Raw genomic sequence first — 14,337 nt, forward strand, 5'->3', positions numbered from 1 at the left:
GCCATGCCGGTCATCCAGTCCCAACTCGACCCCCACAGCCCGCAGTTCCTGCAGAACCGCGAAGCGATGCTGGCCGGCCTGGCGCAGATCCGCCAACTGGAACAGAACCTGCTGGCCAAGGCCGCCGAAGCCAAGGCGAAATTCGAAAAACGCGGGCAATTGCTGCCCCGCGAACGCCTCAACCTGCTGCTGGACCCCGGCGCGCCCTTTCTCGAACTGGCGAGCCTGGCCGGCTACAAGCTGCACGACGACAAGGACGGCAGCCAGGCCGGTGGCGGGCTGATCGCCGGCATCGGTTACGTCAGCGGCGTGCGGGTGCTGGTAGTAGCCAATAACAGCGCGATCAAGGGCGGCACCATCTCCCCCAGCGGCCTGAAAAAATCCCTGCGCCTGCAACAGATCGCCATGGAAAACAAACTGCCGGTGGTGACCCTGGCCGAAAGTGGCGGCGCCAACCTCAATTACGCGGCGGAGATCTTCGTCGAGGGCGCGCGCAGTTTCGCCAACCAGGCGCGCATGTCGGCCATGGGCCTGCCGCAGATCACCGTGGTGCACGGCTCGGCCACCGCCGGCGGGGCCTACCAGCCGGGGCTGTCGGATTACGTGGTAGTGGTGCGCGGCAAGGCCAAGCTGTTTCTTGCCGGCCCGCCCCTGCTCAAGGCCGCCACCGGCGAGGTGGCCACCGATGAAGAACTGGGCGGCGCCGAGATGCATGCGCAGGTGGCCGGCACCGCCGAATACCTGGCGGAAAACGACGGCGACGGCGTGCGCATCGTGCGGGAAATTCTCGACGCCCTGCCGTGGAATGCCCGGCTGCCGCTGCAGCCGCCGCGCGCCTATGCGGAGCCGCTGTACCCGATCGACGAGCTGCTGGGGCTGATTCCCGACGATCCGAAAAAGCCTTATGACGCCCGGGAAATCATCGCGCGCATCGCCGACGGCTCGAACTTCCTCGAGTTCAAGGGCGAGTTCGACCAGCAGACCCTCTGCGGCCATTTGCAGATCCAGGGGCGCCCTTGCGGCTTTATCGGCAATAACGGGCCGATCACCCCGAAAGGCGCGAGCAAGGCGGCGCAGTTCATTCAGTTGTGCGACCAGAGCGGCACACCGCTGCTGTTTTTCCACAACACCACCGGTTTCATGGTCGGCACCGAGTCGGAGCAGCAAGGCGTGATCAAGCACGGTTCCAAGCTGATCCAGGCGGTGGCCAATGCCCGGGTGCCGAAGCTGACGATCGTGGTCGGCGGCTCCTACGGCGCCGGCAACTACGCCATGTGCGGCCGCGGCCTGGACCCGCGCTTCATCTTCGCCTGGCCCAACAGCCGCACCGCGGTGATGGGCGGCGCCCAGGCCGGCAAGGTGCTGCGCATCGTCACCGAGGCCAAGCATGCCAAGCAGGGCCAGGCGGCCGATCCGCAGATGCTGGATATGCTGGAACAGGTCACCGCGCAGAAACTCGACAGCCAGTCCACGGCCTTGTATGGCAGTGCCAACCTGTGGGACGACGGGCTGATCGACCCACGGAATACCCGCACCCTGCTGGGTTATCTGCTGGATATCTGCCACGAGGCCGAGGTGCGTCAGCTACAACCCAACAGCTTCGGCGTCGCACGGTTCTGACCTGTAGCCGCTGCCGCAGGCTGCGATCGGCCCCGCAGGGGACGTGCTCTTGAGGCCGTCGAAGGCCCTTCGGGCCTTATCGCAGCCTTCGGCAGCGGCTACAGGGGTCACGAGGTTCGACAATTGCGTCACTCAACTTGAGGAGAACAATAAAAATGATCTTCACCCAGGAACATGAAGAACTGCGACGCACGGTGCGCAACTTTGTCGAGCGCGAGATCAACCCGCATGTCGATGAGTGGGAAAAGGCCGGGCGCTTTCCGATCCACGAGATTTTCCGCAAGGCCGGCGAGCTGGGCCTGCTGGGCATCTCCAAGCCGGAGAAGTTCGGCGGCATGGGCCTGGACTACAGCTATTCGATAGTCGCCGCCGAAGAATTCGGCACCATTCATTGCGGCGGCATCCCGATGTCCATCGGCGTACAGACCGACATGTGTACCCCGGCCCTGGCGCGTTTCGGCTCCGACGAGCTGCGCGAGGAGTTCCTGCGCCCGGCCATCAGCGGAGAAATGGTCGGCTGCATCGGCGTCTCCGAAGTCGGTGCCGGCTCCGACGTGGCCGGGCTCAAGACCACCGCGCGCAAGGACGGTGACGACTATGTGATCAACGGCAGCAAGATGTGGATCACCAACTCCCCCAGCGCCGACTTCATCTGCCTGCTGGCCAACACCTCGGACGACAAGCCCCACGTCAACAAGTCGCTGATCATGGTGCCGATGAACAGCCCCGGCATCAGCCTCAGCCCGCACCTGGACAAGCTCGGCATGCGCAGCTCGGAAACCGCCCAGGTGTTTTTCGACAACGTGCGCGTGCCCCAGCGCTATCGCATCGGCCACGAAGGTGCCGGTTTCATGATGCAGATGCTGCAATTCCAGGAAGAGCGGCTGTTCGGCGCGGCCAACATGATCAAGGGCCTGGAGTACTGCGTCGACAGCACCATCGAGTACTGCAAGGAACGCAAGACCTTCGGCAGCGCGCTGATCGACAACCAGGTGATCCACTTCCGCCTGGCCGAGCTGTCCACCGAAATCGAATGCCTGCGAGCCCTGGTGTACCAGGCCACCGAGCAATACGTGCGGGGCCAGGATGTCACCCGCCTGGCGTCCATGGCCAAGCTCAAGGCCGGGCGCCTGGGCCGCGAAGTCAGCGACAGCTGCCTGCAATACTGGGGCGGCATGGGCTTCATGTGGGACAACCCGGTGGCCCGCGCCTATCGCGACGTGCGCCTGGTTTCGATCGGCGGCGGCGCCGACGAAATCATGCTGGGCATCATCTGCAAACTCATGGGCATCCTGCCGGGGAAAAGAAAATGAGCCGCCTGCCCGCCTGCGAAACCCTGCTGCTAGCGCCCCGCGGAGGCGTCCTGCACATCACCCTCGATCGCCCGGACAGCCGCAACGCCATGAGCCTGCAGATGGTCGCCGAACTGCGCGCGGTGCTGGCGGCGGTACGCGATGACCGCGGCATTCGCGCCCTGGTCCTGAGGGGCGCCGGCGGGCACTTCTGCGCGGGTGGCGACCTGAAAGACATGGCCTGTGCCCGCGCCCAGGGCGCCAGTGCCTATCAGGAACTGAACCGGGCGTTCGGCACGCTGCTCGAAGAAGCCCAGCACAGCCCGCAGGTGCTGATCGTGCTGCTGCAAGGCGCGGTGCTGGGCGGAGGCTTCGGCCTGGCCTGTGTCAGCGATATCGCCATCGCCGATCATCAGGCGCAGTTCGGCATGCCGGAGACCAGCCTCGGCCTGTTGCCGGCGCAAATCGCTCCGTTTGTGGTCAAGCGCATCGGCCTGACCCAGGCCCGCCGGCTGGCGCTGACCGCCGCGCGCTTTGACGGCCACGAGGCCAAGCGGCTGGGCCTGGTGCATTTTGTCGAAAACAGCCCAGAGGCCCTGGCCGAACGCCTCGATGAAGTGCTGGCCCATGTGTTGTGCTGCGCGCCCGAAGCCAACGCAGTGACCAAGGCCCTGTTGCTGGCCAGCGCTGAAGAACCGCTGGCGCCCCTGCTCGATCGCGCGGCGGAACAGTTCGGCGCCGCCGTCACCGGTGCCGAAGGCATCGAGGGGACCATGGCGTTCGTGCAGAAACGCAAACCGGCGTGGGCGTCTGAACCCCATCGCGAGCAGACACCCCCAACTTCAGGAATCTGACCCATGCCCGCCTTCAGCAAAATCCTGATCGCCAACCGTGGCGAAATCGCCTGCCGCATCCAGCGCACCGCCCAAGCCCTGGGTTATCGCACCGTGGCGGTGTTCAGCGACGCCGACGCCGATGCGCTGCATGTGCGGATGGCCGACGAAGCGGTGCACATCGGCCCGGCGGCGGTCCAGCAGTCCTACCTGAACAGCCAGGCAATCCTCGACGCGGCCCGGCGCACCGGCGCCGATGCCCTGCATCCCGGCTACGGCTTTCTTTCGGAGAACGCCGAATTCGCCAGCGCCTGCGAGGCAGCCGGCATCACCTTTATCGGCCCCAGCGCCGAGGCCATCGAACTGATGGGCAGCAAGCGCCTGTCCAAGCTGGCGATGCTCGCGGCGGGGGTGCCCTGCATCGCTGGTTATCAGGGCGCGGAACAGGACGATACGACCCTGCAACAGGAAGCCGAACGCATCGGCTACCCGCTGATGATCAAGGCCAGCGCCGGTGGCGGCGGACGCGGCATGCGCCTGGTGCAACGGGCCGATGAGTTGCTGGCGCAGGTGCGCACCGCTCGTTCTGAGGCGCTGCACGCCTTTGGCAGCGAGGAGCTGATTCTGGAACAGGCGCTGATCGAACCGCGGCATGTGGAAATCCAGGTGTTCGGCGACCGCCACGGCCAGTTGATCTACCTCGGCGAGCGCGACTGCTCGATCCAGCGCCGCCATCAGAAAGTCGTCGAGGAAGCGCCCTGCCCGGTGATGACCGCCGAACTGCGCCAGGCCATGGGCGAAGCCGCCCTCAAGGCGGGCCGCGCGGTGAACTATGTCGGCGCCGGCACCGTGGAGTTTCTCCTCGATGCGCGGGGGCAGTTCTATTTCCTGGAAATGAACACCCGCCTGCAGGTCGAACACCCGGTCACCGAAATGATCACCGGCCTGGACCTGGTGGCCCTGCAACTGCAGGTGGCGGCCGGTCAACCACTGCCGCTGCGCCAGGAGCAGGTCGAACTCAAGGGCCATGCCATCGAAGTGCGGCTGTATGCCGAGGACCCGGCGCAGGATTTCCTGCCGCAAACCGGGCAAGTGCGGCGCTGGGAACCGGCGCTGGGCGCCGATGTGCGTATCGATCACGGCCTGCTGGAAGGCCAGAGCGTCAGCCCGTTCTATGACCCGATGCTGGGCAAGCTCATCGCCCACGGCGCCACCCGCGAAGAGGCGCGCCGCAAGCTGTTGCGCGCGGTCGAAGACACGGTGCTGACGGGCGTGGCGAGCAACCAGAAACTGCTGGCGAACCTGCTTCGCCATCCCGGCTTTGCCAGCGGCGAATTCAGCACCGCCTTTATCGCCGAACATTTCGCCGACGATCCAAGCCTGCGCCCGCAGCCACCGAGCGGCGCCGAACTGGCCCTGGCTGCGGCACTGTTTTATCGGCACGCGGCCCAGCGCCACGGCGCGGCGTTGGCCGGCTGGCGCAACAATGCCAGCGTGCCGCTGCACTATCGCCTGGGCTCGGGTGAAACCCTGTGGAGCCTTGAATTGAATAACCAGCAAGCCGGAACGCTGCAGGTTCAACAGGCCGACGAAGGTTTCGAGGTACAACTTCTGGAGGCGGATGGCCGCTGGGCCTGGGCGACCATCAATGGTATCCGCCGCCGCTACGCCTACACCCTGGAAGCCGGGCAGCTCTGGCTGTTTACCCGCCCTGGCAGCCTGCACCTTCAAGACCTCAGCCACGCGCCGGTCGCCAGCCAGGCCGGCGTCCACAGCGGCATGCTCAAGGCGCCCATGGACGGCGCCATAGTCGACGTACTGGTCAGCGAGGGCACGACCGTCAGCAAGGGCCAGCTGCTGCTGGTGCTGGAGGCCATGAAGATGGAGCATCCGCTGAAGGCCGGGATCGATGGGGTGATCAAGCGGCTGCAGGTCAACCTCGGCGACCAGGTGAAAAACCGCCAGGTTCTGCTGGAGGTGGAATAAGCCGCTAGGCGCAGACGTCGGCTTTGGCTACGCTCAAGCCTCATCGGGATGTTGAAGCTGGAGCCTGTGATGCCCCACTGGTTGGTAATTGATCTGGAAGCCACCACGGACGAAGGAGGCTGGCCGGTGACCGACATGGAAATCATCGAGATCGGCGCCACCCTGGTGAACCGCGAAGGGCGTGAACTGGACCATTTCCAGCGCTTCGTGCGCCCGCTGCGGCGGCCGATGCTGACGCCGTTCTGCCGTGAATTGACCCACATCAGCCAGGCCCAGATCGACGGCGCCCAGCCGTTGAGCGAGGTCTGGCCGCTGTTCGAACGCTGGCTGGGCCAGCACCATGGGCGCCTGGAAGGCTGGGCCAGCTGGGGCGACTACGATCGCAAGCAGCTGCTGCAGGAATGGCAACGCTCGCAACTGCACAGCGCCCTCGCCCAACTGCCGCACATGAACCTCAAGCAACGCTTCGCCAAGGCGCGCCGCCTCGAACGACCGCTGGGCCTGAACGGCGCGCTACAGCTCGCCGGGCTGCAGTTCACCGGCCAGCAGCATCGCGCCCTGGAAGATGCCCGCAATACGGCGCGTTTATTGCCTCTGATTCTTCCCGGCTGATCCGTCAGCGCAACAGGTGACGCATCTGAAGGCCTTGTGCATACTGGCCGGCCTTTTTGACCCCTTTTTGAGGAATCGCCCATGTTTAAAGTCAACGAGTACTTCGACGGCACCGTCAAGTCGATTGCCTTCGGCACGGCCGAAGGTCCAGCCACCATCGGCGTCATGGCTCCGGGCGAATACGAGTTCGGCACGGCTCAACGGGAAATCATGCACGTGGTTTCCGGCGCCCTGACCGTCAAGCTGCCTGACAGCAACGACTGGGAAACCTTCGCCGCCGGTAGCCAGTTCAACGTCCCGGCCAACAGCAAGTTCCAGCTGAAGGTCGCCGTCGACACCGCCTACCTGTGCGAATACCGCGGCTGATCCCTCCCCCGGGGACTGATTGTCGGTCATAAAAAATGCCCGTATCTCGCGATACGGGCATTTTTCGTTGCAGCGCTGCCGGCTCTTTATTCCAGCACAGTCACCGGCATGCCGACTTCCAGTCGGCCGATGCCATCGTTTACCAGGTTCTGCCCGAACATCGCCCCACCTTCTTGCGCCCGGTACTGCTGCAGCGTGGCCAGCGGTTCACGGTCGGCGCTGCGCTCGCCAGTCTGCGGATCGATGGTGGTGAGGATGCAACGTGCGCAAGGCTTGACCACCCGAAACTCGATATCGCCGATGCGGATGCGTTTCCAGCCGTCCTCGGCGAATGCCGGGAAGCCTTCGATCACCAGGTTGGGACGAAAGCGCAGCATCTCCAGGGGACGACCGACGCGACTGGACAGATCCTCCCGGGAAGACTCACCAATCAGCAACAGCGGAAAACCGTCGGCAAAGGCCACCTGATCGTCATCCTTGCCGTAACCGGCCTGAGTGGTACGCGCACGATCCAGGGGCACCTGTACCAGACGGGTCGGCTTGCCGATGAAGTCACTCAGCCAGGCATGGGCCTCATCGCCGGCATCCGGCACGCGCAGGGTATCGCGCCAGATGGTCACGCCACGCAACGGGGCATCCGCACCAGGCAGTGGCACATCGAGGGCTGGGTAGCCGGGAGCACTGAGGGTCAGCCCACCCTCGGCATTCCACAGCGCCGAAAGCTGGCTCATGTGCGGGACCGCGCGCTGGGTCAGGAAACGTCCGCTGGGTTCATCGACCAGCATCCAGCGTCGATCTCCCTCCAGCCCCAGCCTGTCCAACACGACCTGTTGCAGGGACTCGCCCCTACCGGACTTCAAGGGGTATCGATAAAGCGCACTGAGACGCATGGCCAGCTCCCGGGTGGCAAAAAAAGCAACCTTATACGAGCCGGCCCGCGAATCAAAGAAGCACCTGCCGCGCAGGCGTCGCTCCGGCCTCTGCTCCCGTCAGGCGGGAACTTCGTCCAGCATCAGGCGCTGGCGCACCACGTCGACCAGTTTGTCCGGCTGGAACTTGGACAGGAAGTTGTCGCAACCGACCTTCTTCACCATCGACTCGTTGAAGCTGCCGGACAGGGAGGTATGCAGCACCACGTAAAGGCCGCGCAGACGCGGATCGTTGCGGATTTCGGTGGTCAGGCGATAGCCGTCCATTTCCGGCATTTCGGCGTCGGTGAACACCATCAGCAGCTTGTCGGTCATGTCGACCCCGGTATCGGCCCAGGCCTTGAGCATCTTCAGGGCCTTCAGGCCGTCGCTGGCAATGTGCATCTTCACCCCCAACTGGCCCAGGGTGTCGCGCAATTGCGAAAGCGCCACGTTGGAGTCGTCCACCAGCAGCACTTCACGACCACGGGCACGTTCGAGCACCGGATCATCGAGCTTGTCACGCGAGACCTTGGCGTTGTACGGAACGATTTCGGCCAGGACCTTTTCCACATCAATGATCTCGACCAGTTGATCGTCGACCTTGCTGATCGCCGTCAGGTAATGCTGGCGCCCGGCACTGGTCGGCGGTGGCAGGATGGCTTCCCAGTTCATGTTGACGATGCGGTCGACGCCTCCCACCAGGAAGGCCTGCACCGAGCGGTTGTACTCGGTGACGATGATGGTGCTGTTGGGGCCCGGCACCAGCGGCCGCATGCCGATCGCCTGGGACAGGTCAATGACCGGTAGCGTCTGCCCTCGCAGGTTGACCACGCCACAGACGAACGGATGGCGCTGGGGCATCAGCGTCAGCTTCGGCAATTGCAGGACTTCCTGCACCTTGAACACGTTGATCGCGAACAACTGTCGCCCGGCCAGACGGAACATGAGGATTTCCAGGCGATTCTCACCCACCAGTTGCGTGCGTTGATCTACCGTGTCGAGAATGCCGGCCATGTAATGACTCCTGGGCTTGTTCTGATGAATTCACTAACGAGGGTTATCGGCGCAATTCGCCGAATCTTGACCCGCGTACAAAATGCCACGCAAAGGCATTGATGTCACATTAACATCATGCTTTACTGGCTTCGCGATTTCACCCGAACAATCTCCCCGCCGCGACCTCTATTTCAGCGCTTGGTTCCCCTTTATAAGGGAATCCCCTATCGGCAATCAGGACCAACCTGATATTCGCAATATCCAATAGCCATTAATGTGACGCCATTCTCATTGCATGAATGGAGTCAGGCTTTTGTTTGTGATCGCAGGAAGATGGGCTGGTGCCCTTTCGAGCCCCCCCGCCTCCGCTGTCCAAGCGTGGTCGATAGACCGTGCCCGACGGTCTGCCACCTGCCGACTAAACATCAGCACTGCGCCTTCGTCCATTAAGAACCAATCAGAATCGTCTTATATCCCACGGCATAACCGGCGTAATACCTTACAGCCGCTCACAAAACGGACCATTCCATCATCTGACGTGGCGTCGTGGAGACAAGCATGCTGATCGACGATAAAGAGTGGCACCAGTCACCCGACTTTCTGCTTGAGGCAGAAGCACTATTGGCCAAGTCGGTTGAGTGCCTGAACCATCTCAACCTGATCAAGAACGATCGGGACGCCATCGACTGCATGCTGTCCACTCTGCTCAAACTTGCCGAGAAAACCGACGCGCTGGCGCTGCGCAGCACCGCCGAGTTCTCGCGCCAGGTCCATTCGTTGCTGGATCATCCCCACCCTCATCCGGACATGAACGAGCAGATCCTCGACACCCTCGGGGAGTGCTTCAGCCTGATGGCCTGGCAGCTTGAACTCGTCGATCCGGTGACTGGACAGTTGAACCTCGATGGCAACGAACAGGCCACCCTCATCGAATCCCTCGCCGTGCAAGTCGACCCTCTGCCCGCGTCCCTGTCCTGCCAACAAAATTCGTTTAACGTTTTTTCGATCGCCAAGAGAAACGCATAACCTGTCGTTAATCCCTAACTTCAGCTGTTAGATATGTTGTGACATTGACCAGCATCATGTCGTTATTCAATATTTCATGCCTGTTAACGACAGAACCAACTAGCACAACTAAATAAAACCAATCCAGAGACTTCAAGTGTCCTGAATTTCGCCTGGCCGTTCGCTCAAGGCGAGATACAGTCACTGTTTCAGGGTGGCCAGCTAAAACAAGCGAATCGGAACATACGTCCCAAAAGCTAATATTCCTGACCCGCAGGACATATATGGAGGCGCGACCAACGGTAGCTAAAGCTGGTACTATGCCAACCACTAGACGATGTACTTAATGGCACTGTGACTTCAGATTGATCTTGTTACACGCCAGATCAGTGCAAGGCTTGCTCCCAACGAATAGATCGCGTTAATTGAAGCCGCATACTCAAACAATACCGTTTTCCAAACCGGGGCTCGTCAGTTGCCTTGACCAGTCTCCCCGCAGCGAACATTCATTGGCTCCATCCGCTATGTACGCCAGCCTCAAGTCAACCGCCACCAGGCTTCTTTCTCGAATAAACCTGCGCTGGCTCAACCTGTTGCTGTGCTCATGCTCGGCACTTGGAAGTCTGGCCGTCTATTGCCTGTCGACGACCTTTCCCCTCAGCCTGCTGATCCTGAATCTGGCGGCCCTGGCCAGTGTCTGGGCCTATTACGGCGATTCGCGCAAATCGATCAAGTTCCAGCCTCAGGAGCTGGCGGACCGCTTGCTGGAAGTCCAGGAAAACGAGCGCCATCGCCTCAGTCGTGAATTGCATGATGATATTGGCCAGCTGCTGACTGCCGCCAAGTTGCAAAGCGAATGGCTCAAGCGCCGCCTGCCTGAAGACCTGCAACAGCACTGCATGACGCTTCAAGGCACATTGGAAGAAACCCTGGCCAAGGTGCGCGATGTATCGGCCATTCTCAATCCTCGACAATTGGCCAGCCTGGGCCTGGAAGCCAGCCTGCGGGCCCACTTGCTCAAGACCCTGGAAAACACTTCCGTGCACTGGAGCCTGGAATGCAAGCAACGCCTGGCAGGCATCCCCGAGGAGATGGCGGTGGCCGCCTTTCGCATCACCCAGGAAGCCGTTACCAACATGCTGCGCCATGCCCAGGCGGATAACCTGCTGGTGCGCCTGCAACGCCTGCCCGAGGGGCTTTCGCTGTTTATCAGCGACGACGGCCGTGGCTTTTCCCCGGCGGCCAATCCTGGCGCACAAGGACAACGCGGCATGGCGGGCATGTCGGAAAGGATCGCGCAACTGGGTGGCACCCTGAAGGTTTCCAGCCAGCCCGACCAGGGCACACAAATCGAAGCACTCTTCCCCTGGGCGCCTCGCGCACTCGAACGGGCCAGTACGAATAAGGTTTTACATTGACCTGCAACTTACTTCTGGTGGATGACCACTCGCTCATCAGGGCTGGCGTGCGTGCCCTGGTCATGGACATTCCTGGCTATGCCGTGATCGGCGAAGCCAACGATGGCGCACAAGTATTGGAAATGGTCGAAAGGCTGTCGCCAGACATTATCCTGCTGGATATTTCCATGAAGGATGTCAGCGGCCTTGAAGCCCTGAAGAAGCTCAAGGTGGTGCACCCGCAGAGCAAGGTGCTGATTCTCTCGATGCACACCGATCCGGCGCTGATCATGCAGGCCCTGGAGTCCGGGGCTCATGGTTATCTGCTCAAGGACACCACCGCCAACGAACTCGAGCACGCGCTCGAGGCCTTGCGCAACAACGAGCGTTATCTCAGCCCGGCCATTGCCCATACGGTGATCAACCAGGCGCTGATCCGCGTGCAGAAGCCTCATCCAGAACCCGTTGAAACCCATAACCTGACCGCACGCCAGCTGGAGATCCTGCGCCTGATCGTTCGCGGCAAATCGACCCGCGAAATCGCTCACGGGCTGGGCCTGAGCATCAAGACCGTGGAAACCCATCGCTCGCAGATCATGAAACGCTTGCAGATCTATGACGTGGCCGGCCTGGTCCTGTTTGCCGTCCGCGAACAGATCATCAGCCTCGACGATTAAGGCGCCGAAGCCCCCAACAGCGGGGAGTCTTCCGGCAAATGAACCCGCAATGCCCCTGGGAGCGCGCGAAAACGCAGGTTTTCGCCTTGCAGGGGCTCACCGTCGAGATTGATATCCAGCCCCTCGGACACCTTGATTTCCACCCAGGGCAGGCGCGTGCGCACAAACAGGTTGTCGATCCCCCAGCCGCCGGCCAGCAGGTCCTTCAAGGTGCCTACCAGCTCCTGGGGGGCCGGCAGGATACTGACATCCAGCAATCCGTCATCGGCCATCGCCTCAGGGCACAGCAGATGGCCACCACCGGCCTGGCGCCCGTTGCCGATTCCCAGGGCCAGCAGGTCGCCGCGCCAATGGAAATCCGGCCCCTGCAGCTCGCCGTAGGCCGCATGCAGTTCGTTGAAGCGGGACAAGCCGGTGAACAGATAAGCGGCGCCGCCCAGAATCTTTTTCAGGTCCTCAGAGGTATTGGCCGTCACCTGGCTGCCGAACCCACCCGTGGCCATATTGAGAAATACCTGGCCACCGACCTCGCCGAGATCGATCGCCCGTGCCGGCAGGTCGAGCAGGTTCAGAGCCTCATGGGGCAGCAACGACACGCCGGCCGCCCGCGCGAAATCATTGGCCGTCCCCAGCGGCAGCAACACCAGACTGGCATCCTTGGCCTGCGCTGCCATGGCCTCGGCGATATCCCGCAAGGTGCCGTCACCACCTCCCGCGATCAGACGCGTATAACCGACCGCAAGGGCTTCATCCACCAGACGCTGGGCATCGCCCGCTTCCCAAGTCAGGCGGACCGCCAGCTCCCACCCCTCTTCACGCTTGCGCTCGACAGCGGCGCGGACTTCTTCGTTGAGGGCCTGCTTGCCGTGCAATATCAGCATCGCCTTGCGTTCGCTCATCGCTCATCACTCCTGTCATTCGAGGGCCATTGAAGGATGTTGACCCTCGCTCCATGAGAAAAAGTCCGACCGGGATGTAATCAATTCATCCTCATCAGGCCGTCTGCCGACTGACCGGTAACTTTTCTGACCGCAGATTGAGAATCACCTGAATTGACCCGAAACAGACAATCGGAGAATGTTCATGGCAGGCGAACGACGCCTCAAACAGGGAAGCGAAACACATGGATGACAAGAAATGCTTTGAACGCTCGAGCTCCGCGCTCAACCGACTGGAAGGGAGCATCCTGCTCGGCACAGGCAAACACTCGGAACTGAGTGTCCATCAGGTGCATAGCCGTGACCTTGAGCCTAAGCCCGACAGCCGGCTTCACGCCTTGCTCAAGAAACTGGCGTGGGTATTGGCCTATGCCGGGTTTCTATCGGCACTGCTGTCCTGGGGGCTGAACAGCCGTTTTGGCTTGCTGATCCTTCTACTGCTGCGTTGATGGGCAGGGCTCTGGAGGATGGACCCGGCCCTGCCGACCAGGTCCGCCTCCCCTGGAGTCAGCCCAGGACTTCACTCAGTGGAATGAAGTTGACCCAATCGCCCTCAACCAGCGTTCGCTCTTCCAGCACTTCGACCAGACCCTCGGCCCAGGCGGCACTGCGCAGGACCCCGGAACTCTGGTTCCGGTAGATGACAGCCCTACCCTGCTCCAGGCGTCCACGCAGATACTCTCGTCGGTTCCCCGGCTTCGGCCAGGCAAATCCAGCCGGAACCTGGAACTGCAAAGGCTGCAGCTCCTTCACTCCCTGGCGCCGCAAAATATAAGGGCGGGCCAGCAAGGCAAAGGTCACCAGCGTAGAGGCCGGATTACCGGGCAGGCCGATTACCGGCACACCGCGAAAATGCCCGAAGGTCAAGGGTTTGCCCGGCTTGATCGCCAGCTTCCAGAGGGCCAGTTCGCCCTCCTCTCTTAAGGCGATCCCCAGAAAATCCGCCTCGCCTACCGATACACCGCCGGTGGACAGAATCAGATCCACATCCGCCAGTTCGGCAAGGCGATGCCGGGTCGTGGGCAGATCGTCTGGCAGGATTCCACCGTCGACCACCTCGCAGCCCAGACGCTGCAACCAACTGCACAGCAGGACACGGTTGCTGTTGTAGATCTGCCCGGGACCGAGCGCCTGCCCGGGCTCGACCAGTTCGTCACCAGTGGAGAGCACGGCGACCCGCACTCGACGTACCACATCCAGCTTCGCACAGCCCAAGGAAGCAGCGAGCCCCAGTTCGATCGGCCCCAGCTGCGTCCCGGCCACCAGCACACACTCGCCGACCGTAGTTTCCTGGCCTTGTGGACGAATGTTCTGCCCGGCGCCGAGAGGCTCGGTAAAAGCCACCCGCCCATCGTCCTGGGCTTGGGCGTTCTCCTGCATTTCCACGCAGTCGGCTCCCGCCGGAACCGGCGCACCAGTAAAGATGCGTGCACAGGTACCAGGCGCCAAAGGCTCGGGGGCCTGACCGGCAAAGATGCGCTGGCTGACGACAAGCGGCTCACCGTTCCAATCTGCGGCACGCAAGGCGTAACCGTCCATGGCGCTATTGGGCCAGGGCGGAAGGTCCAGGGTGGAAACCAGATCGTCGGCCAATACCCGGCCTTGAGCCGCCGCCAGCGGCAACCGCTCGCGCTCGAGAATCGGAGTAGCCTCGGCCATCTCCAGCAAACGGGCCAACGCGACCTCGACCGGCATCAAGGCACC

At 62.3% G+C, this 14,337-nt stretch carries 14 protein-coding genes; 10 read left to right on the plus strand and 4 right to left on the minus strand.

Going from position 1 to position 14,337, the window contains the following annotated elements; translation table 11 throughout:
* Positions 1-3 precede the first annotated feature (3 nt).
* From atuC to J4D52_RS02940, 6 genes are all read left to right on the plus strand, one after another.
* Positions 4-1,620 (plus strand): geranyl-CoA carboxylase subunit beta, encoded by a 1,617-nt coding sequence (gene atuC, locus J4D52_RS02915; protein WP_102676638.1) that lies wholly within the window; start codon positions 4-6, stop codon positions 1,618-1,620.
* 155 nt (positions 1,621-1,775) lie between these two features.
* On the plus strand, positions 1,776-2,933 hold the full coding sequence (atuD, locus tag J4D52_RS02920; RefSeq protein WP_025805438.1) for a citronellyl-CoA dehydrogenase: 1,158 nt from the start codon (positions 1,776-1,778) through the stop codon (positions 2,931-2,933).
* Positions 2,930-3,766, plus strand: coding sequence for an enoyl-CoA hydratase/isomerase family protein (locus tag J4D52_RS02925; RefSeq protein ID WP_102676637.1), 837 nt, complete (start codon positions 2,930-2,932; stop codon positions 3,764-3,766). The genes atuD and J4D52_RS02925 overlap by 4 nt, the downstream gene beginning before the upstream one ends.
* A 3-nt stretch (positions 3,767-3,769) precedes the next feature.
* Positions 3,770-5,731 carry an acetyl/propionyl/methylcrotonyl-CoA carboxylase subunit alpha gene (locus J4D52_RS02930; protein WP_102676636.1) on the plus strand — a complete coding sequence of 654 codons (1,962 nt, stop codon included), beginning with the start codon at positions 3,770-3,772 and terminating at the stop codon, positions 5,729-5,731.
* 69 nt (positions 5,732-5,800) lie between these two features.
* Positions 5,801-6,343: an exonuclease domain-containing protein gene (locus J4D52_RS02935; protein WP_025805442.1), complete on the plus strand. Its 543-nt coding sequence runs from the start codon at positions 5,801-5,803 to the stop codon at positions 6,341-6,343.
* A gap of 81 nt (positions 6,344-6,424) precedes the next feature.
* Positions 6,425-6,709, plus strand: coding sequence for a pyrimidine/purine nucleoside phosphorylase (locus J4D52_RS02940; protein ID WP_007930001.1), 285 nt, complete (start codon positions 6,425-6,427; stop codon positions 6,707-6,709).
* 86 nt (positions 6,710-6,795) lie between these two features.
* On the opposite strand, the gene J4D52_RS02945 is transcribed toward J4D52_RS02940, so the two are convergent.
* Positions 6,796-7,599 carry an MOSC domain-containing protein gene (locus J4D52_RS02945; protein WP_102676635.1) on the minus strand — a complete coding sequence of 268 codons (804 nt, stop codon included), beginning with the start codon at positions 7,597-7,599 and terminating at the stop codon, positions 6,796-6,798.
* A 99-nt stretch (positions 7,600-7,698) separates the two neighbouring features.
* Entirely contained in the window at positions 7,699-8,634 is a 936-nt protein-coding gene (locus tag J4D52_RS02950; RefSeq protein WP_009044919.1) for a chemotaxis protein CheV, read from the minus strand.
* A gap of 540 nt (positions 8,635-9,174) precedes the next feature.
* Between J4D52_RS02950 and J4D52_RS02955 the strand changes: the two genes are divergently transcribed.
* The 3 genes from J4D52_RS02955 to J4D52_RS02965 all read left to right on the plus strand — a co-directional run bounded on the left by J4D52_RS02955 (position 9,175) and on the right by J4D52_RS02965 (position 11,695).
* Positions 9,175-9,642, plus strand: coding sequence for a hypothetical protein (locus J4D52_RS02955; RefSeq protein WP_063432545.1), 468 nt, complete (start codon positions 9,175-9,177; stop codon positions 9,640-9,642).
* Between the two features lie 503 nt (positions 9,643-10,145).
* The gene (locus J4D52_RS02960) at positions 10,146-11,039 is read left to right on the plus strand and encodes a sensor histidine kinase (RefSeq protein WP_025805445.1); all 894 of its coding nucleotides are present in this window, start codon (positions 10,146-10,148) and stop codon (positions 11,037-11,039) included.
* Positions 11,036-11,695, plus strand: a complete 660-nt coding sequence (locus tag J4D52_RS02965; RefSeq protein ID WP_025805446.1) for a response regulator transcription factor — start codon at positions 11,036-11,038, stop codon at positions 11,693-11,695. Before J4D52_RS02960 ends, J4D52_RS02965 begins: the two co-directional genes overlap by 4 nt.
* Here J4D52_RS02965 and yegS read toward each other — a convergent pair.
* The gene (gene yegS / locus J4D52_RS02970) at positions 11,692-12,594 is read right to left on the minus strand and encodes a lipid kinase YegS (protein WP_063432546.1); all 903 of its coding nucleotides are present in this window, start codon (positions 12,592-12,594) and stop codon (positions 11,692-11,694) included. The genes J4D52_RS02965 and yegS overlap by 4 nt on opposite strands.
* A 224-nt stretch (positions 12,595-12,818) precedes the next feature.
* Here yegS and J4D52_RS02975 point away from each other — a divergent pair, with 224 nt between their 5' ends.
* Complete coding sequence (locus J4D52_RS02975) at positions 12,819-13,082, plus strand: hypothetical protein (RefSeq protein ID WP_063432547.1); 264 nt, start codon at positions 12,819-12,821, stop codon at positions 13,080-13,082.
* Positions 13,083-13,140: 58 nt separating this feature from the next.
* Here J4D52_RS02975 and glp read toward each other — a convergent pair whose 3' ends face one another.
* The gene (gene glp, locus J4D52_RS02980) at positions 13,141-14,328 is read right to left on the minus strand and encodes a gephyrin-like molybdotransferase Glp (RefSeq protein WP_164485813.1); all 1,188 of its coding nucleotides are present in this window, start codon (positions 14,326-14,328) and stop codon (positions 13,141-13,143) included.
* Positions 14,329-14,337 lie beyond the last annotated feature (9 nt).

It is taken from the genome of Pseudomonas sp. GW460-12-10-14-TSB1 (assembly GCF_017349775.1).
GTDB lineage: Bacteria > Pseudomonadota > Gammaproteobacteria > Pseudomonadales > Pseudomonadaceae > Aquipseudomonas > Aquipseudomonas piscium.